The following is a 19,631-nucleotide window of genomic DNA, read 5'->3' as shown; positions in this document are numbered from 1 at the left end:
AACCCCTTATGAGACGTATTGTTCATATTTTCTCTATAGTTCTTATTATAGGATTAGTATCTGTAGCTTTTAGTTCATTACTACCAAAAGAAATAAGCGGTCTTGATGCTCCCGCTACTCAATTTTCTACAGCGCGCGCTATGCAACACTTGGAGGTGATTGCAAAAGAACCCCATTTTGTGGGAACAAAAGCACATACAGAAGTGCGCGCATATATTGTAAAAGAACTAGAAAAATTAGGATTAGAAACCCAAGTACAAGAAGGATTTACATTTGATCAATGGAGAGGATATGGAAATTTAGTAAAGCCACAAAATATTCTTGCACGCATTAAAGGGTCAGAAAATGGAAAAGCTTTGATGCTCATGTCTCATTATGATAGTGCACCTCATAGTTCTTCTCATGGAGCCAGTGATGCAGGATCTGGAGTCGTTACTATTCTTGAATCTGTACGTGCATATCTCGCAAGTGGCACTACCCCTAAAAATGATATCATTATCTGTATTACAGATTCTGAAGAATTAGGTCTTGATGGCGCTTCTTTATTTGTAAATGAACATCCTTGGGCCAAAAATGTAGGAGTAGCTCTTAATTTTGAAGCACGCGGGAGTGGTGGACCTTCTAATATGATTGTAGAAACCAATGGAGGAAATGCAAATCTTATTAAGGGATTTATGGACGCAGATGTTAAGTACCCTGTAGCAACCTCATTAATGTATAGTATCTATAAAATGCTTCCCAATGATACAGATTCTACTATTCTGAGAGAAGATGGTGATATAGATGGGTTTTTCTTTGCTTTTATAGACGATCACTATGACTATCATACTATAAACGATACTGCCGAAAATCTAGATGAGAATAGTTTAGAACATCAAGGAAGTTATTTAATGCCACTATTAAAATACTATGCCGATGCTGATTTGTCTTCTGTAAAATCTAGTGAAGATTATGTCTATTTTGATACTGCCGTTGCAACGTTTATTGCATATCCTTTTTCTTGGATTTGGCCTATGCTTATACTAGCTATTGTTCTTTTTGTTGTTGTAATCGCCTATGGTTTTAAAAAGAAGAGATTATATAAAAAGGCTATTTCTAAAGGATTTGGTGCTTTTATGTTAAGTCTAATTTTAGGAGGAGGACTTCTCTATTTATTATGGGGACTTATTAAAATACTATACCCATCCTACAATGAAATTCTTCCTGTATTTATTTATAATGGACATTGGTATACGATAGCTTTTGTACTTTTAGGTGTTAGTTTATGTTTTGGTATTTATCATAAAATGGTAAAAGCAGAGCATACTGCAAGTACATTGGTAGCGCCACTTACCATATGGTTGATTATCAATATAGCATTAGCGCTTAAACTTCAAGGAGCAGCATTCTTTATCATTCCGGTATACTTTGGTTTATTAGCATTGTTTTTATTAATAAGACAGACCAATCCTAGTGTGACTTTAATGGTGCTTTTATCTGCACCTGCTATTTTCCTTTTTGCACCATTAGTACAGTTTTTTCCAGTGGGATTAGGCCCAGATATGTTATATGTCTCGGTAATCTTTACGGTATTACTTTTTGGTTTATTAATTCCTGTCTTTGGGTTTTTTAGAAACAAAAAAATAGTTGGTGTACTCAGTCTGTTAACTGCTTTTATTTTCTTGGGAGTTGCTCACGCAAAATCGAGTTCTTCGCCAGAAAGACAACAACCTAATAGTTTACTATACTATCATAATGCAGATACCAATAAAGCATACTGGGCAACCTATGCTCAACATATAGATGATTGGACACGTGGTTATTTAGGAGATAATCCTGAACCAGCAACTAAGTATATAGGCAACGCAGCTGGGAGTAAATACAACACCCCTTATTCCTATGCAAAAGAAACAGCAGTTATTAATTTGCCAGAAAGTGAGATACGAGTTTCTCAAGATACTGTTATAGGAACTATTGCCTATACAACCATGACGATTGTTCCAAAACGAAATGTACACCAGATGCGATTGTACTCACCTATAGGTACTCCGTTTCAATATTTATCCTACAATGGAAAAGAGTTTAAACCTGATAGCACTGAAACCTTATATAAAAAGCGAGGTAGTAAAGGAATGTTAAGTTATTACCTAACTCAAGGAGATTCTTTGGAGGTTACTTACGGAGCTCCTGAAGGAGTGATGCCTACATTTACCCTTAAAGAATTCTCTTATGATTTATTAGATAATCCAAGTTTTACAGTTTCGGCAAGGCCAAAAAACACAAAACCAGAACCATTTATAGCAAATGACGCTGTTGTTGTAGAACGCACTATTGATGTTTCCGCTTTCGCGAAAACAAAAACAGATACGCTCGCTATAGATCAGACAGTAATAGAAGAATAATGTTATACGCTTTCGCTAAAGCGAATTTGTGAGATCTGCCTGCCGGCAGACAGGTTCACAACCAAAGGGAGAGCGAAGCGTTAAAGCGTATAAAGAAAAATAACTACTGAAAAAGAATATTAATAAGGTTTCTGCTGATGCAGGAATGAAAATAAAAACTATTGAATAAAAAAATCACAATTGCTGGATTAGGATGGTTAGGAAATGCATTTGCATCTACCTTACTTAGTCTTGGGTATACGGTAAAAGGTAGTGTAACAGATACTGCTAAAGCGCAAGAAATGACAAGAAGAGGTGTTGCCGCTTATCCCATCGTTTTAACAGAAACAGGAGTTACGGGAAAGATAGACACGCTTCTTTCTGATACTGATGTATTGGCTATTATGATTCCGCCAGGATTAAGGAGAAATACAGGAGCTAATTATGCCCTTAAAATGGCGCATTTTTTACACGAAATAGAAAATGCAGCAATCAAAAAAGTGATTCTGATTAGTAGTACTTCTGTGTATGATGATGCTCAAGGAGAGGTAACAGAAAAGGATATTCCTAAACCACAAAGCAATGCCGCAAAACAGTTATATGACGTAGAACAAATATTTTTTAACACCTCTGCGTTTGAAACCACTATTGTTCGTTTTGGAGGCTTGTTTGGGGGAAGCCGAAACCCAGTACGTTTTTTAGCAGGAAGAAAAGGACTGAGTAATGGGAATGCGCCTGTAAATATGATACACCGTGAGGATTGTATCGGGATTCTTTTATCTATTATTCAAAAAAATGCTTTTGGACATATTTTTAATGCTGTTGCTCCACAACACCCTACAAAGCGAGAGTATTATACTGCACAAGCTGAAAAATTAGATTTAACAGCACCTCAATATGATGAAGAAGGAGATGTTGTTTTTAAAAAAGTAGATAGCACTTCTGTTTATGATGTGCTAGGGTATGAGTTTAAAGTAGCGTTGTAAAAAAACACAAAAAAACCCATCACTAGGATGGGTTTTGTACAAAATATATATGCTGTTTTATAAAACTTTTACGTTTACTGCATTTAGTCCTTTGTTACCTTCTTGTAGGTCAAACTCTACTTCATCTCCTTCACGTATTTCGTCTACAAGACCTGAAATGTGTACAAAGTGATCTTTGCTTGCTCCTTCTTCTGTAATAAATCCAAAACCTTTTGTTTGGTTGAAGAATTTCACTGTTCCTTTATTCATTTTTAAAATTTAAAATTAATTATTTAATACTAGGCAATGATAGTGCCATATATTGATTTACAGGCACTTATATTGACTTATTTTAAAAACAAACGTAAGGTTCTGATTGTTAGCGGCTTGGGAGGTAAAATAAAGTGTTATTTAAAGCTAAAACAAGAAAACCGCTTATTTATAAGCGGTTTTCTATAGTTTTATGTGGTCATAAATGCGTATTACCAGATACGAACACGTTTTTCTGGTGCTAAATACATAGCGTCTCCTTCTTTGATATCAAATGCTTCATAGAAAGCATCTACATTAAGAAGTGGTTGAGTTGCACGTACTTTTCCTGGAGAGTGAGGGTCAGTTTTTACCTGTGTACGTAATGCTTCATCACGACTCTTTGTTCTCCATACAGTTGCCCATGACATAAAGAAGCGTTGTTCTGCAGTAAATCCATCTATATCATCAGGACGTCCATTTTCTTTAAAGAATTTCTGAAGACCATCATATGCTCCTAAAACACCTCCTAAGTCTCCAATATTTTCTCCTAATGTAAACTTACCATTTACATAAACACTATCTAATACTTCTAAGTTGCTATATTGTTCTGCAAGTGCGTCTCCTCTTTCTGTAAAGGCTTTAAGATCATCTTCTGTCCACCAGTTTTTAAGATTTCCGTCGCTGTCAAAACGAGCACCACTATCATCAAATGCATGAGAAATTTCGTGACCAATTACAGCTCCAATCCCTCCATAATTTACAGCCTCATCTGCAGTGTAGTTATAGAAAGGTGGTTGTAAAATAGCTGCAGGGAATACAATCTCATTATTAAGTGGATTGAAATATGCATTTACTGTTTGTGGAGACATTCCCCATTCTGACTTATCTACAGGCTCTCCAATTTCTGAATAGTTTTTGTCTTGTCCCCATTTACCTACAGCAGTCATATTATCAAAATAACTTTTGTCTGCAGATACTTCCATCGCGCTATAATCTTCCCACTTATCTGGATATGCAATTTTCACAGTAAACTTATCAAGTTTTTCAATTGCTTTTGCTTTTGTTTCTGCACCCATCCAATCTAGTTTCTGGATTCTTTCTTTATAAGCTTCAATTACATTTTTAATCATTGTTTCTGCGCTAGCTTTTGCCTCTGGTGGAAACTTAGCATCTACATATAATTGCCCTAAAGCTTCACCTACGGTTCCATTTACCGTAGCAAGTGCACGCTCGTCTGCTGGGCGTTGTTTTTCTGCACCACTTAAATACTTACTGTAAAATTCCCAGTTTGCAGTTTCGACATCTGTACTTAATAACCCAGTAGCGCTATTAAAAGTGTCCCATTTTAGTAAGGTTTTAACGTCTTCAATAGGTGTTTCTTTTAAGAATTTGTCTAAAGCTTCAGTGAAGCGTAATTGTGTAACAATAAGTGTATCAAACTTCTTTGTAATTCCTAGGTCAGAAATCATTTTGTTTACATCTATAGAAGAAAGCATAGCATCTACTTCACTTATAGAGCGAGGGTTGTTGTAGTTACGAGCATCACGACTTTGAACTTTATCAAGACGAGGTTCAGCAAGTTGTGTTTCCATTGCTAAGATTTTATCTGCAGCAACTTGAGCATCTTTTTCGCTATCTCCAATCATTTGTAGCATTCTAGCAATATGCTTTTTATACTCTTCACGAATTTCTTTTGATTTATCATCCTGCTCTAAGTAGTAATCACGATCAGGTAATCCAAGTCCATTAGCTCCTAAATAAACAGCATTCATAGCACTATTATTTAAATCTCCTTGTACGCCTATTCCAATAAATGGAGAGCTTACAGATGGATTTTTAGCAAGGACGGTTTGTAAATCACTTAGATTAGTAATGCCTTCTATTTCTTTTAAGGCAGGCATAATAGGTGCAATACCTGCTTGGTTACGAGCAACCGTATCTAATTTTGAATCAAAAATAGCAATTGCTTTTGCTTGATCAGATCCAGGAGCATACTTGCCACTCGCTTTTGCATCTGCTAGTATTTTTAATACATCTGCATCTGTAGATTTACGTAATACACTAAATCCTCCCCAGCTTGTGCGATCTGCAGGGATTTCTGTGTTTTTCATCCAACTACCATTTACGTAATTGTAAAAATCATTTTTAGGACTTACAGCAGTGTCCATATTTTCTAGGACAATACCTGGTATTTTTTCTGTGGTTGTCGTTGCTGTGTCTTTTTGTGCTGTTTCTTGTTTACAACTTGCAAGTGCAAGTGTACAAGAAGCTACAATAGCAACAGTTTTTATTAGTTTCATATCAGTTTTAAGGTTTCTTGATTATGGTCAATAAGACGTAGTTTTTTATGTATTGTTACAACGAAAATACAAAAGTCTAAACATGTAGCGTAGTAGTCTGATATATAGGCTGTTTACTGTTTTGTCATTTTTTCCATTTGTAAGCGATCCTATTCTTTTTTTATTTCAGTAATGGTCGCTACATTTTCATTAGCAATAGACAGTACATAATATTTTACTTTCCAAACACCATTTTCTTTTTTTCTACACTGGAACCTCTACAAATACAAGTAAAATAATACGTATTATTGATTTGGTTTGTAGATTTTTACTGGAGGTTTTCCTCTAGGTGTTGGTTTTTCTGCTTCTGGAGAATCATTTGTTTTGTCAATTTCTTGATTGAGTTGCTCAAGCATTTCCTCTATAGTTAATGCAAATTTTTCATTCACTTGAAGATTTAGATTCTGAAAAGCATTTTTAAGTTCGATAATACCATTTGTAATTTCTTGGGCATTAGGCTCACTTTTTTGTGCATAGTTATTGACTATTTTAAGCTTTGTTTCAACCGATAATAATCGAGCATTTATAGCAGGACTTTCCAAATTATCGGGCGTTAAGTTTACAATGGCTTCTTCTGCTTCTTCTTGACCATCAAATGTTGCAATTAGAATTGATAATTGACTTTTTGTTTTCCCTAAAGACACTCCTTGTAGGCTATCTAATCTTTTTGAAAGGTTTTGATACAATGACCAATCTCTAACCGCTTCTTGGGCTTTTGGTGTAAGGCGTAAAGAAGGTTTTAATCCTTGAGTACTATTAGGAATCATCATCGTATCTATGGTCACTACATTTATAGTTTCAGATTCCTGATCTTGTGCTTCTTTCTTTTCACATGCTGTAAAAAGGAAAAATAAACTTAATAAGTATATGAGTATACGCTGCTTCATTTGTTTAAAATTTTCTCACATTCAGGAATTTGCATAAAAAATGTAATTATATGAAAATGTGAATGATAATTAAATTTATGTATGCTCATTTTATAAGTAACAAAAAAGTTACTCGACAAAAGTAGCCTAAATAGGAATATACAAGAAAAATTTATGATTAAGTTTGCTTTTGTATACGCTTTCGCGAAAGCGTACTTTTATTGAAAAATAGTTTAGATGAAATCACGAATACTTATTATAGGCGCTTGCGGGCAAATCGGAACAGAACTAACAATGGCATTAAGTAAACGATTTGGCAAAGATAAAATTGTTGCGAGTGATATACGAGAAGGGAATGAAATGATGATGAAAAGTGCTCATTTTGAGTTACTAGATGCAACAGATTTAGAGGCAGTTGAGGATATTGTTTTTAGATATAAAGTTGATACGGTATATCTTATGGCAGCCATGTTGAGTGCGATTGCTGAACGTTTTCCTGCAAAAGCATGGGACCTTAATATGAATTCGCTTTTTCATATTTTAAATCTTGCCAAAGACAAAAAAGTGAAAAAAGTATTCTGGCCTTCTAGTATTGCTGTTTTTGGAGAAACGACGCCTGCTCAAAATACACCACAAACTACCGTGATGGAGCCTTCTACGGTATATGGAATTTCTAAACAAACGGGAGAGCGTTGGTGTGAGTACTATCATACTAAATATGGAGTAGATGTGCGTAGCATACGTTATCCTGGGCTTATAAGCTATACGACAGAACCAGGTGGAGGAACTACAGATTATGCGGTAGATATATACCATCGGGCTTTAAAACATGGACAATACCGTTGTTTCTTAAAAGAAGGTACGGTATTACCTATGATGTATATGGATGATGCGATAAAAGCAACTATTGCTATTATGGATGCTCCTATTGATGCTATTAAAATACGCTCATCTTACAATCTAGCGGCTGTGAGTTATGCGCCAGAAGATGTTACTACTAGTATTCAAAAGCATATACCTGAATTTGAGATAACATACGAACCAGATTTTAGACAATCTATTGCCGATACTTGGCCACAAAGTATAGATGATAGTGAAGCAAGAAATGATTGGGGATGGTCGCATAGTTTTGGACTCGAAGAGATTACAAAAACAATGCTTGATAATTTAAGAGATAGATATACGGAGTAGTTGTTTTTTAAAAAGAAACTCTAAAACTAAAATTTGGGGTTATTCCTAGAGATTTATTATCTATTCTAGAAATTGTACTATCATCATTTACAATAAAATAAGTGTTGAGGATGTTTTCTCTATTTAATATATTCCATAGTGAGACACCTATTTTTCCTTTTGCTTTTCCTTTTAAATCAAATGTATAGGTAGATGAGAAATCGGTTCTAATATAATCGTTTACTCGCTCCCCATTTGGAGGGCCATAAATAATCTCTCTTGCAAAAGGGCTATCTCCATCTGGCAAGGTAGTGACATTGCCTGATCTCCAATTAACACCGAGTGCAAATTTTAGATTGTTTCCAATAGTATAAGCTCCAGCAAAAGTTAATGCATGTGTGATGTCTGCATTATTTGGGAAACGATTTCCGTCATTTAGCGTGTCAAATTCATAGTAGTTTTCACTAAAAGAATAACTTAACCACGCGCTTAGGTTTCTGAATCTTTTATTGATAAGAAAGTCTAATCCTCTTACTTCATAATCTCCAATAGCATTTACAAATTGGAATTGATTTTGAAATCCTTGACTTCGAGCTGTAATACCATCTACCTTTTTTAGATAACCTTCGGCACTGACGAGTAATTTATTTTTATTGTATTTGAAGCCTATAGATGCTTGTTTACTTTTAATAATAGGGATTGTACTATCATTTGCTAATACCCAACGTCTACTCTCAACACCTATGAAATCATTTTGCCTATCTATAATTTGAGAGGTTGTTTGACTCTTAAGCTCTCCTAATACCTCTACTTTAAAATCGGATAAAAACTCTTGACTGAAGCTCACTCTAGGTTCTAGGAGTAGTCTGTCAAATTTTCCAAAGTAATTGGCTCTTATCCCAGTTTTTATATCTGTTTTTTTAGATTTTGTAGTTAAATGTAGCTCACTATAGAGCGCATGATTTCTTAAAACTTCTTTGACATTACTTCTAAAAGGAGGATTGTCTACATCTTCTAAGTTTGTAACGCCTACCTCAAAAAGTTGGTACCCATTCACCCAGTTTACACCATTACGAATTTTGTAATTTGTATTTAGTTTTATACCTGTATCTAAGACTTCGTTTTTTTGATCTAATCGTTGATCATTAATGATATCGGCATTGGTAGCATCTAGTGTATAAAAAGATCCGTAAAGTTGTATGTCACTAGAAAATGAAGTGTTCCAATCTCTAGTGTACGTAATTCCTGTAGCAATATTTTGTTGTGTAATACCACTACTAGAAGCCTCTCTAGTATTTAAAATATCTGTTTCTTCTAGATAATCTAAAGAGTTAAAAATAGATGTAAAATTAAAACGGAGCTTATCCTTTTCTGAAATATCATATAGTAATTTTGTTCCTATATCATAAAAGTAAAATGCCTCATCTCTAATAATAGTTTGATCCGTATCAGATTGTGTATTTGTGATTTCAGTGTTTTGAAAAACACGATCAAAATACTGATTAAATGTTGGTGTTTCTATAAGGTCGGTGATAGATCTTCTAGCGGATAGTTGGAGTTCTACTTTTTTTGATAAAGGGATTTTTGCAACGGCATTTGCGTCTATAAAATTAAATCCAATTCCTCCAGAAAACTCATCATTAATAGAAGGGTCTAGTTGGATATCTATGATACTAGATACCCCATCTCCATAAATAGCACTTGTTCCATTTTTTGCAACAAAAATATTTTTTGCGAGGTGTGGATTGAATGCAGAGATTAACCCAAAGAAATGTCCAGATTGGTATACTTTTACGCCGTCCCATAAAATCAAATTTTGATCATGGGTGCCTCCTCGGACATTAATATTTGATACCGTTTCATCTACACTTAAAATACCCGGAAGAGCTTGGATGGTTTGTAGTATGTCAGGTTCTATAAGACCTGGTAAGATCCCAAAATCATCTGGTTTTACTATAATAGCCCCAGTCCTATTAGTTGAAATACCAGAAGTAAGATAGTTTTTTATGTATACTTCTTCTAGTTGTTGACTCGCAAGTGTTTCTTCTTGAATTTGTTTTATAGCAATAAAACGTTCATCTATAACTTCAAATTTTAAGCCAGTATTTTTTTCTAAAATCAGCAAAACCTGCTTTAAAGGCAGGTCAGTTTTGGGGACAATAGTTTTTTTATTTAGGATGGTGTCATCTGCATAAGAAAAGCGAATATCATACCGATCCTCTATGAGCTCCAATACATAGGAGAGGGATTTTTTTTCAGTTTCTTCTTTGGTTTGAGAGAGTATTTCAGAGAAACTAAAAATGACAATAATGAAAAAGAGAATTAATCTATTTTTTTTATTCACCCTTTAAAGTTATCATTCGATTTGTTCTGGTGTACTCCAGATTTAGGGGTAAGGTAATAGATTTTAAGGCAATATCAATATCATTGTGAATAAAACTTCCCGTAAACAGTTGTTTTGAGTTTATATCTTTTGCAATAATTTTAATATCATATTGTCTTTCAAACTCAGCAATAACAGCACTATAAGGTAAACTTTTAAAAGTGCTAGTATTCGAAATCCAAGAAGGACTTTGTCGCTTTGTTTTTGTTTGAGAAGCTATGGTTCCAGCCATTTTGATATAACGATCTCCTTGTTTTAAAACTATAGATTGACCATTATGATCTACGCGTACGGCTCCTTCATAACATATAACTTCAAATAATTCGTCTCTGTCTTTAACTATAAATTGAGTTCCAATAACAGTCACAAGTCCTGTTTTTGTTTTTACATTAAACGTAGTTCCTTTTTCTACTTTAAAGAAGGCTTCTCCTTGTAATTTAACTTCTCGTTGTTGATCCCAATCTTTTTCATTGTATGATAATGAAGACAATGAGTTAAGTGAAACATTAGAATTATCAGGAAGTATAACTTCTTGTTTTTGACTCGCTAGCGTTGAAACTTCGGTTTCTTGTAATAAGAAAGAATAATAGACGCCAAAAAGTACAACAATAGCCGCTGCAATAGCAGATAATGGCTTTAACCAATTTCTTTTCTGATTTTTGTGCGCTATCGTATTTTTTAATTTATCTAATTCTAGATCAGTATCAAAAGAGGTTGGTTTGAATTTTTGAACACTTTCAGAAATACGAATCAAATCTGCATAATCATCTAACTCCTTAAAGAGTTGTAACTCTTTAGGATTTAGCTCATTATCAAGCCATTTTCTTATTAATTCTTCTCTTTCCATAACTATACGTTCACTAATAGAACAATTTACCTATTAAAACTCCTACCCTTTGTTAAATTATAATTCGTGAATTTGTTCTTTTAATTTTTTAAGAGCACCGTAAATACGTTTTTCAACAGCTTTTGTGCTAATATCTAAAAGCAATGCTATTTCTTTATGTTTTTTCCCTTCGATTCTATTCAATAAGAAAGCAACTCTTTGTGCTTCGGTTAAGCTTGCGATAGCTTTTTGTAGCTTTTGAGAATACTCATGTTCTTCCATCAAAAACTCAGGATTCTCATTGGTGTGTGATTTTGGTTTTTCTTGTTGAAATTTTAATACTACTTTTTGATGCTTTACTTCATTAAGCATTAAGTTATTTCCTACAGTAAATAAATAGTTCTTAGCCTTCTCTGGGGTGATATTTTTACAGTTTTCCCAAACCTTAATAAAAGCTTCTTGCACTTTATCTTTAGGATTTAAGTGATCTCCAAACTTATAGTATAAAAAAGAATGTAAGTCGTCAGCATACTTCTTAAAGAAGTTTGAGTATAAAGTTTCTTCACAAATATTTTTATGTAAGTTTTTACTCATTTGGCTGTATCAGTTGGGAAAAATACAAAGATGTAATATTTTTTATAAAGTAAAGGTAGGAGTTTTAATAGGTAGATTGTTTTAATAATGAAGTTTTATACCTCAAAAAGAGTTTACAAATAAAGCATAATTTTTAATATTTGTAATTTAAATCTTAGAAATGCTAAATTATAAAGTAACATATATTCTGATTTTCCTCCTTTGCATGTTGGGTGTTTCTTGTCAGCAAGAAGGATCAGAAATTATAACTCCCGATAGTGAGGAGGTTATAAGTGCAAACTCTAATTTGGCTTTATTATTATTACAAACTTCATCAAATGATGGTTCTCAAGATGATCTATTAGATAATGCAAGTTGTATAGAGATTAACCTTCCTGTATCTGTTACGGTAAATGGTGAGCTTATTGTTATCAATACACTTAATGATATATCACTGGTAGAAGATAATATTAACTCTTCAGATATAGATGATGATGTTATAGAGATATCGTTTCCTATAACCATAACACTTAGTGATCATACAGAAGTACTTGTTACTAGTGAAGAAGAATTATTGCAATATGTTATTAACTGTTTTGCAGAAGATGTAATAACGTGTGTAGATTTTCAATATCCTATCTCTTTTTCTGTTTTTAATTCAGATTTTCAAGATGCAGATGTAGTCACCATTAATAATGATGAAGCATTATATGAATTTCTTGTAAGCATAGGTAATGACAGTGCTATTTTTGCAAGTTTAAATTACCCAGTAGTTCTTGTTTATGATAACGGAAATACAATAGAAGTCACCAGTAATTCAGAATTAGAAGTAGGTATTAATAATGCAAATCTTAATTGCAGTTTTATCGCGCCTGATATCTGTTTTGATGTTATAGAGCTTTCTATTTGTGATGATAATAATGATGAAATTCAGGAATTTGATCTTACAGAAGCTGTGCAAAACTGTAGTGATCTCGATTTATATGATGTGACCTATTATGAAACACAGGCAGATGCTATAAATCAAGTAAATCCGATTCCAATACCTACTTCGTATACAAACCTTGTAAATTCACAAACTCTATATTATAGAGTTGAACTTATTTTAAACCCTACGGTATCTGAAATATTTCCTTTAACACTCATCGTTGAAGATTGTTGTGAAAATCCAGAAGTCTTATTTGACGATTTGGTCATCTATATGCCATTTTCAAATGAATTTAAAGATTTAATTAGTGGATATACTATAGAAAACACAGATGGAGAGTTTGTAGAAGATAGAGCTGGTAATCCTACCTGTGCATATTCATTTGTTCAGGCAGATTCTTTATCAATACCCGTTACTACTACAAATCAAATCGTACAAGGTGATGCTTTTTCTATAAGTGTTTGGTTTAAAATGCAAAATGAAAACCCAAGTGATGTTGAGATCATGTTTCAAAAAGGAACACAAGTAGGTGATGGTTTTGAATTAAAAGTATTTACATTAAATACCCCTTACTTTATTGATAGTCTGCAATACAGTGTTATTGATTCTGACTGGCTAGAAGAAGCAGATGTAGTATGGTCAAATACAGATTGGCACCACCTAGTGGTTACCGTTGATGAAACTAATACAGTGACTCTTTATAGAGATAATCAATTAAGAGACATTATACCGAATTCCCAGTTTGATATTGGGGATAACCCGTTATCTTTTTTTACCCTAGGTCATGGATTCACAGGTCATCTTGATGACTTGAGAGTCTATAAAAAAGCGTTAAATCCTACTGAAATAGAACAACTATTTAATCTTGACGCAGATTGCTTTACCTGTCTCTAGATACTATTAAGAATTATTAAGAACTAGTTTGGTTGAGTTGTGTAAAAGGGGTCATATACTTTGTGGCCCTTTTTACCTTTTATGTAGTATCCTAATCTCATAACATTTATTTGTTTAATCTTTTTTAGATATCTTTGAACAAAATATATCTAATGCATCATAAGCAAACACTTCCTCAAAAAATATGCATTGTCTGTGATTTGCCATTTACTTGGCGAAAAAAATGGAAACGCAATTGGGAGGATGTAATCTATTGTAGTGAACGATGTAAACGTAATAAAAAGAGTAATACTAGGATATGAGCACCTCATTAGTTTGGTTTAAAAATGACTTGCGAATACAAGATCAGCATTCCCTTTATAATGCTGTTGCTAAAGGCAATCGTGTCATAGCTCTTTATTGCTTTGAAAAAGCATTTTTTAAAGAAGATATATTTGGTTTTAAAAAAACAGAAAAGTATCGTGCACAGTTCTTATTGGAAACAATTAGAGAACTTAAAACATCCTTAGAATCTTTAAATATTGATTTATTGCTACATTACGATGATGCAATTAATGTTATTCCGAAAATTATTGATTTTTACTCGATTACAGATGTATTTTTACAGAAAGAGTGGACACAAGAAGAAGTAAGTGTTGTCACTCAAGTTAAAGAAAAAGCTCATCACATCACTTGGCATGAAACGTATGATCAGTTCTTATTCCATCCAGATGATATACCCTATCAGGGATTTGAAAAGATACCTAATGTTTTTACGGCATTTCGAAAAGAGTGTGAAAAGAAAGTTGCTGTAAGAACTGTTCTCCCTTCTATCATAAAACTTCCTGTATCTAATCGTATTCAAAATAATACAGAAGTACCTACACTTTCTGTATTAGGGTTAGATAAATTTACTATAGATACTCGTACAGTATTTCCCTATATGGGAGGTGAAGTACAAGCCAAAAAAAGAATACATTATTACTTCTGGGAAACCCGAAAATTAGCTTTTTATAAGAAAACCCGGAATGGTTTAGTCGGCACAGACTATAGTAGTAAATTATCTCCATGGCTAGCTAATGGGAGCATTTCATCACGACAAATTTATTGGGAGGTCCAACAATTTGAGAAGGAAATCAAGAAGAATCAAGATACCTATTGGCTCATTTTTGAATTAATATGGAGGGATTACTTTAAATACGTTTCGCTCAAATACGGAAACGCTATTTTTAAAATGGGAGGTATTCTTCACAAAGATTATGAATGGAGTACTAATAAAGCAGCATTACAAGATTGGATAGAAGGGAAGACTCCTTATGACTTTGTGAATGCTAATATGATTGAGTTGCGTAAAACAGGATGGATGAGTAATCGAGGGAGACAAAATGTAGCAAGTTATTGGGCAAAAGAACTCAAACAAGATTGGCGTATTGGAGCGGCTTATTTTGAATCTATGCTCATAGATTACGATGTACATAGTAACTGGGGGAACTGGATGTATAATGCAGGAGTAGGCAATGACCCTAGGGATCGAAAATTTAATATTAATGGTCAAGCAGATCGTTATGATCCTCAGGGAAAGTTTAGGAAATTATGGTTACAAGAAACGCTATTTTAAAATGAAAACTCTTAGACTCATATTAGGTGATCAGCTTAATCATCATCATTCTTGGTACCATCAAGTAGATCGTAATGTGATATACTTGATGGCAGAAATGCGTCAGGAGACTACCTATGTTACACACCATATTCAAAAAGTAGTTGCCTTTTTTAGTGCTATGCGATCTTTTGCAAAACACCTAGAAAGTCAAGGCCATACGGTTATTTATTATACACTAGATGATCCTCAAAATCAGCATACAGTAATAGCTAATATCAAAAAGGTGATCACAGAAGAAGAATGTGATGCGTTTCAATATCAAGAGCCAGATGAATACCGATTGGATCAAGAATTGGTACGCTTTCGCGAAAGCGAACACATCCCCACCACCGTTTTTGATACCGAACATTTTATGACGTCCCGTACCGATCTAGAAGATTTTTTTAAAGGGAAAAAACAATATACCATGGAATATTTCTACCGTATGATGCGAAAGAAATATGATCTGATGATGATTACTGATAAAGACCCTGAAGGCGGGCAATGGAATTTTGACCAAAGCAATCGTAAAAAGTGGAAACAAGACACACTCATTCCTCCAGAAAAGACATTTGAAAAAGATGTGACAGCTCTGGTAGAATTACTACATCAAGAAGGTATACAAACCATAGGGAAGATCCATCCAAAAACATTCGGGTGGGCAACTACACGAGAAGAAAGTCTTGCAGTTCTTGACTATTTCTGCGAGCATTTATTGGTTCATTTTGGTGATTACCAAGATGCCATGGATCCAGATCAAGCCTATCTTTATCATAGTAGATTGAGCTTTGCTATGAATAGTAAACTCTTATCTCCCAAAGAAGTAGTGACTACCGTAATTAGCTATTGGAGATCACATAAAAATGATATTGATATCAGTCAAGTAGAAGGTTTTGTACGTCAAATCATAGGCTGGCGAGAATACATGCGTGGTATGTATTGGATGCAAATGCCAGCGTTTGCATCTGTAAATTATCTAGAGAATCATAATCCATTGCCAGATTTTTATTGGACAGGAGATACTAAAATGAATTGCCTAAAGTGTAGCATTCATAATAGTTTAGATAATGCCTATGCGCATCATATCCAACGCTTAATGATAACAGGTAATTATGCATTGCTTACGATGACTGATCCTGCCGAAGTTGATCTTTGGTATTTGGGTATTTATATAGATGCCATTGAGTGGGTAGAGATTACAAATACCCGAGGAATGTCTCAATGGGCAGATGGCGGTAAGATTGCCACAAAACCTTATGTGTCTAGTGGTAGTTACATTAATAAAATGAGTAACTATTGCAAGGGTTGTCACTATAAAGTAAGTAAAAAGACGGGAGAAGATGCATGCCCGTTCAATAGTTTGTATTGGAATTTTCTAGATGAAAAACAATCCTTTTTTAAAGACAATCAACGCATGCGTATGATGCTTTCATTATTACATAAAATGGATAAAGAAACGTTGATGCAACATAAAGAAAGAGCACAAGATATTATCAAAAACCCATCAAATTATTAAAAAGGAAGTAAACATAGTATGGTTAAAACGGGATTTGCGTTTGCATGATCACCTTGCATTGTATAATGCTTTACAAGAAGATCTTCCTGTGCTATTAATATATGTTTTTGAACCTTCCTTACTAAAAGACAAACACTACAGTGAACGACACTGGAATTTTGTAAAAGAGTCATTACACTACTTACAAAAACAATTACAAGTGTATCATACAGAGATCCTCATTGTAGAAGGTGAAGTACTACCAGTTTTTAAAACCTTGTTAGAACATATAAAAATACATACGGTATTTTCTCATCAAGAAACAGGACTGCGTATTACCTATGATCGTGATCTTGCATTAGAGGGCTATGCTGAATCCTTAAAGCAAGAACAACCAGATAAAAAATTTGGATGGGTAGAGTTTTGTAATAATGGTGTACAAAGAGGATTACGTAATCGTAATGGATGGCGAGAAGACTGGGAATGGTTTATGAAACAACCTCAATTACCTTTTCAACCTAAAGAAGGACAACTTGTTGCTTTAGATTTTATAGGACATCTAAGAGAAAATTTCTTGATTCCATCATTAGAAACACCTAAGCAATCCTCTTTACAACCAGGAGGAACACATAACGGATTACGATACCTAGACTCCTTTTTAAAAGAACGATACACAACCTATAATAAACACATTTCAAAGCCTACGCTTGCGCGAAAAAGTTGCTCTCGATTATCTCCTTATATCGCATGGGGAAATCTTTCTATACGTCAGGTATGGCAACTAGCAAAGCACTTTAGGAAGACGGCATCATATAAACGAGCTATAGATGGATTTACCTCTAGGCTTCGTTGGCAAGCTCACTTCATTCAGAAGTTTGAAATGGAAGACACCATGGAGTTTGTAAGCATAAATAAAGGGTATCACAAGCTTAAGAAAACCAAAAATGAAGTGTATCAAAAAGCATGGCGAGAAGGGAAGACTGGATACCCTCTTGTAGATGCTTGTATGCGTTGCCTAATGGAAACAGGATATCTTAATTTTAGAATGCGCGCCATGACACTTTCTTTTTTTACGCATAACTTATGGCAGCCTTGGCAAGATGCTTCTCCTCATCTTGCGCAGCAATTTTTAGATTTTGAACCAGGTATTCACTATCCTCAAATTCAAATGCAGGCTGGAGAAACAGGAATTAATATGTTACGTATTTATAATCCTGTGAAAAATAGTATGACTTATGATCCTGAAGGAGTTTTTATAAAAAAATGGGTGCCAGAGCTTAAGGAGGTTCCAGTCGCTTATATACATGAGCCGTATACAATGAGCCTTTTAGAACAACAATTTTGCAATACATTTATAGGTAAAGATTACCCTTTACCTATTGTAGATATAAAAAAAACAGGAAAACAAGCAGGTGAGATTTTATGGAATTTAAAAGAGAATAGCTTGGTTAAAAAAGAAAGCTATCGTATTTTAAAGAGACATACACTTGCTGATAGAAATAACTTTGATTAATGGCTATAAAGAAAGAAACACTACCAGAATTTACAGAACGAGAAATAGATCGTATTATAGAAATGGCATGGGAAGATCGCACTACTTTTGATGCAATTAAAATGCAGTTTGGTATCAAAGAACAGGAGGTTATTAATTTGATGCGCCGTGAGATGAAGCCTAGTAGCTTTAGAATGTGGCGTGCCCGTGTGCAAGGACGTAAAACAAAACATGAGGTAAAACGTATGTATGATATAGATGATGCACGATTTAAGTGTAGCAGACAAAAACAGATTACACACAATAAGATATCTAAAAGAAGATAATAACTGAGGAATGTTTTATATACGCTTTCACGAAAGTGAAGTTTATACTGAGCTAGTCGAAGTACGAAAGCGTACTCAGTCCTAAAAAAATAAATGTCTTCATAGTAGAAAGCCAAATAGAATATGACAAAGAAAAAACCAGATCAAGTAGTTTATAATGAGGAAAAAGGTCGTTATGATGCTGCATTAACACCCTATGCAACCAATTTGGGTGCCCCAGCTATTGTCACTGATGACGTTACTACTTGGAAAAACACAAATATTAATAAGGTTAACCATCAATTTAAGACAGAGTATGAGAACTTAAAGGCAAAATATGAAGCCATGATGGAACAATTTGAATATAATAACCTTATATATTCGGCAAAGTTCTCTTTTGAGCCTATTGTAGGTGAGATATATCACCTATATCGATCAAAAGATGGCAATCCTTTTTTATCTTTAATTTCTCCAGAAGAATGCCAATGGGATTTTGTAGGAACATTTTCCCTTAACACTGATAAAGTGTGGTCAAAAATTGATAAAAACGAAAAAGAATATGAGTAATACAAATAGAGAAATAGCCACCTTTGGTGGCGGTTGTTTTTGGTGTGTAGAAGCCGTTATACAACGTTTAAAAGGAGTAGAAAAAGTAGTATCAGGATATGCAGGAGGGAATGCTCCTGGTAAGCCAACGTATAGAGAAGTATGTTCTGGACTTACAGGACATGCAGAGGTCATTCAAGTAACCTTTGATCCTACAGCTATAGATTATGTGGCGTTGCTTACCGTATTCTTGACCACACATGACCCTACGACTTTAAACCGTCAGGGAGCAGATAGAGGTACTCAATATAGATCTGTTATTTTTTATCATGATGAAACTCAGAAATCACAAGCAGAAGAAGTGGTAAAAGCAGTGCAAGCGTATTATGATGACCCTATTGTTACAGAAATTTCGGCACTTCCTATATTTTATGATGCCGAAGAGTATCATCAAGATTATTATAACAATAATCAAGAACAAGGGTATTGCCTTGCAGTGATAGATCCTAAGGTGCGTAAATTAAGATCGATGTACGACGATTTGCTTAAATAACAACGATATCACTAAAAGAAAAAAGCCCTCTATTGTATTCAATAGAGGGCTTTTTTAGGATATTTT

Annotated in this window: 17 protein-coding genes; 11 read left to right on the top strand and 6 right to left on the bottom strand. The window is 34.1% G+C overall.

Going from position 1 to position 19,631, the window contains the following annotated elements:
- Positions 1-8: 8 nt before the first annotated feature.
- Entirely contained in the window at positions 9-2,381 is a 2,373-nt protein-coding gene (locus CHB80_RS04125; protein WP_089370153.1) for a M28 family peptidase, read from the top strand.
- A gap of 161 nt (positions 2,382-2,542) precedes the next feature.
- Positions 2,543-3,346, top strand: coding sequence for an NAD(P)H-binding protein (locus CHB80_RS04120; RefSeq protein WP_089370152.1), 804 nt, complete (start codon positions 2,543-2,545; stop codon positions 3,344-3,346).
- 57 nt (positions 3,347-3,403) lie between these two features.
- Here the strand turns inward: CHB80_RS04120 and CHB80_RS04115 are convergent, their stop codons facing one another.
- From CHB80_RS04115 to CHB80_RS04105, 3 genes are all read right to left on the bottom strand, one after another.
- Positions 3,404-3,595, bottom strand: coding sequence for a cold-shock protein (locus CHB80_RS04115; protein WP_089370151.1), 192 nt, complete (start codon positions 3,593-3,595; stop codon positions 3,404-3,406).
- A gap of 212 nt (positions 3,596-3,807) precedes the next feature.
- Positions 3,808-5,877, bottom strand: coding sequence for a M13 family metallopeptidase (locus CHB80_RS04110; RefSeq protein WP_089370150.1), 2,070 nt, complete (start codon positions 5,875-5,877; stop codon positions 3,808-3,810).
- Between the two features lie 284 nt (positions 5,878-6,161).
- Complete coding sequence (locus CHB80_RS04105; RefSeq protein ID WP_089370149.1) at positions 6,162-6,803, bottom strand: hypothetical protein; 642 nt, start codon at positions 6,801-6,803, stop codon at positions 6,162-6,164.
- 216 nt (positions 6,804-7,019) lie between these two features.
- Between CHB80_RS04105 and CHB80_RS04100 the strand changes: the two genes are divergently transcribed.
- Positions 7,020-7,973: an NAD-dependent epimerase/dehydratase family protein gene (locus tag CHB80_RS04100; protein ID WP_089370148.1), complete on the top strand. Its 954-nt coding sequence runs from the start codon at positions 7,020-7,022 to the stop codon at positions 7,971-7,973.
- 7 nt (positions 7,974-7,980) lie between these two features.
- Here the strand turns inward: CHB80_RS04100 and CHB80_RS04095 are convergent, their stop codons facing one another.
- Genes CHB80_RS04095 through CHB80_RS04085 form a run of 3 tightly spaced genes read right to left on the bottom strand, consistent with a single transcriptional unit; the run spans position 7,981 to position 11,755 of the window.
- Positions 7,981-10,296, bottom strand: coding sequence for a TonB-dependent receptor domain-containing protein (locus CHB80_RS04095; protein ID WP_229746875.1), 2,316 nt, complete (start codon positions 10,294-10,296; stop codon positions 7,981-7,983).
- Positions 10,289-11,182, bottom strand: a complete 894-nt coding sequence (locus tag CHB80_RS04090) for a FecR family protein (RefSeq protein WP_089370147.1) — start codon at positions 11,180-11,182, stop codon at positions 10,289-10,291. The genes CHB80_RS04095 and CHB80_RS04090 overlap by 8 nt, the downstream gene beginning before the upstream one ends.
- A 57-nt stretch (positions 11,183-11,239) precedes the next feature.
- Positions 11,240-11,755: an RNA polymerase sigma factor gene (locus CHB80_RS04085; RefSeq protein ID WP_089370146.1), complete on the bottom strand. Its 516-nt coding sequence runs from the start codon at positions 11,753-11,755 to the stop codon at positions 11,240-11,242.
- A gap of 160 nt (positions 11,756-11,915) precedes the next feature.
- Here CHB80_RS04085 and CHB80_RS04080 point away from each other — a divergent pair, with 160 nt between their 5' ends.
- From CHB80_RS04080 to msrA, 8 genes are all read left to right on the top strand, one after another.
- Positions 11,916-13,556 (top strand): LamG domain-containing protein, encoded by a 1,641-nt coding sequence (locus tag CHB80_RS04080; protein WP_089370145.1) that lies wholly within the window; start codon positions 11,916-11,918, stop codon positions 13,554-13,556.
- 152 nt (positions 13,557-13,708) lie between these two features.
- Positions 13,709-13,858: a DUF2256 domain-containing protein gene (locus tag CHB80_RS04075; protein WP_089370144.1), complete on the top strand. Its 150-nt coding sequence runs from the start codon at positions 13,709-13,711 to the stop codon at positions 13,856-13,858.
- On the top strand, positions 13,855-15,153 hold the full coding sequence (locus CHB80_RS04070) for a DASH family cryptochrome (RefSeq protein WP_089370143.1): 1,299 nt from the start codon (positions 13,855-13,857) through the stop codon (positions 15,151-15,153). The genes CHB80_RS04075 and CHB80_RS04070 overlap by 4 nt, the downstream gene beginning before the upstream one ends.
- A 1-nt stretch (position 15,154) precedes the next feature.
- Positions 15,155-16,690, top strand: coding sequence for a cryptochrome/photolyase family protein (locus tag CHB80_RS04065; RefSeq protein ID WP_089370142.1), 1,536 nt, complete (start codon positions 15,155-15,157; stop codon positions 16,688-16,690).
- Entirely contained in the window at positions 16,662-18,182 is a 1,521-nt protein-coding gene (locus tag CHB80_RS04060; protein ID WP_089370141.1) for a cryptochrome/deoxyribodipyrimidine photo-lyase family protein, read from the top strand. Before CHB80_RS04065 ends, CHB80_RS04060 begins: the two co-directional genes overlap by 29 nt.
- Positions 18,182-18,487: a TIGR03643 family protein gene (locus tag CHB80_RS04055; RefSeq protein WP_089370140.1), complete on the top strand. Its 306-nt coding sequence runs from the start codon at positions 18,182-18,184 to the stop codon at positions 18,485-18,487. The genes CHB80_RS04060 and CHB80_RS04055 overlap by 1 nt, the downstream gene beginning before the upstream one ends.
- Before the next feature lie 123 nt (positions 18,488-18,610).
- Positions 18,611-19,033 (top strand): DUF2452 domain-containing protein, encoded by a 423-nt coding sequence (locus CHB80_RS04050; protein WP_089370139.1) that lies wholly within the window; start codon positions 18,611-18,613, stop codon positions 19,031-19,033.
- Positions 19,026-19,565, top strand: a complete 540-nt coding sequence (msrA, locus tag CHB80_RS04045) for a peptide-methionine (S)-S-oxide reductase MsrA (RefSeq protein WP_089370138.1) — start codon at positions 19,026-19,028, stop codon at positions 19,563-19,565. Before CHB80_RS04050 ends, msrA begins: the two co-directional genes overlap by 8 nt.
- Positions 19,566-19,631: the final 66 nt, after the last annotated feature.

The organism is Dokdonia pacifica (assembly GCF_900188275.1).
GTDB classification, from domain to species: Bacteria; Bacteroidota; Bacteroidia; order Flavobacteriales; family Flavobacteriaceae; genus Dokdonia; species Dokdonia pacifica.
This window is presented reverse-complemented; position numbering and strand designations above follow the sequence as displayed.

Coding starts and splice junctions, on each gene's coding strand:
- CHB80_RS04125 (WP_089370153.1), top strand. CDS start 9: ATGAGACGTATTGTTCATATTTTCTCTATAGTTCTTATTATAGGATTA.
- CHB80_RS04115 (WP_089370151.1), bottom strand. CDS start 3,595: ATGAATAAAGGAACAGTGAAATTCTTCAACCAAACAAAAGGTTTTGGA.
- CHB80_RS04110 (WP_089370150.1), bottom strand. CDS start 5,877: ATGAAACTAATAAAAACTGTTGCTATTGTAGCTTCTTGTACACTTGCA.
- CHB80_RS04105 (WP_089370149.1), bottom strand. CDS start 6,803: ATGAAGCAGCGTATACTCATATACTTATTAAGTTTATTTTTCCTTTTT.
- CHB80_RS04100 (WP_089370148.1), top strand. CDS start 7,020: ATGAAATCACGAATACTTATTATAGGCGCTTGCGGGCAAATCGGAACA.
- CHB80_RS04090 (WP_089370147.1), bottom strand. CDS start 11,182: ATGGAAAGAGAAGAATTAATAAGAAAATGGCTTGATAATGAGCTAAAT.
- CHB80_RS04085 (WP_089370146.1), bottom strand. CDS start 11,755: ATGAGTAAAAACTTACATAAAAATATTTGTGAAGAAACTTTATACTCA.
- CHB80_RS04080 (WP_089370145.1), top strand. CDS start 11,916: ATGCTAAATTATAAAGTAACATATATTCTGATTTTCCTCCTTTGCATG.
- CHB80_RS04075 (WP_089370144.1), top strand. CDS start 13,709: ATGCATCATAAGCAAACACTTCCTCAAAAAATATGCATTGTCTGTGAT.
- CHB80_RS04070 (WP_089370143.1), top strand. CDS start 13,855: ATGAGCACCTCATTAGTTTGGTTTAAAAATGACTTGCGAATACAAGAT.
- CHB80_RS04065 (WP_089370142.1), top strand. CDS start 15,155: ATGAAAACTCTTAGACTCATATTAGGTGATCAGCTTAATCATCATCAT.
- CHB80_RS04055 (WP_089370140.1), top strand. CDS start 18,182: ATGGCTATAAAGAAAGAAACACTACCAGAATTTACAGAACGAGAAATA.
- CHB80_RS04050 (WP_089370139.1), top strand. CDS start 18,611: ATGACAAAGAAAAAACCAGATCAAGTAGTTTATAATGAGGAAAAAGGT.
- msrA (WP_089370138.1), top strand. CDS start 19,026: ATGAGTAATACAAATAGAGAAATAGCCACCTTTGGTGGCGGTTGTTTT.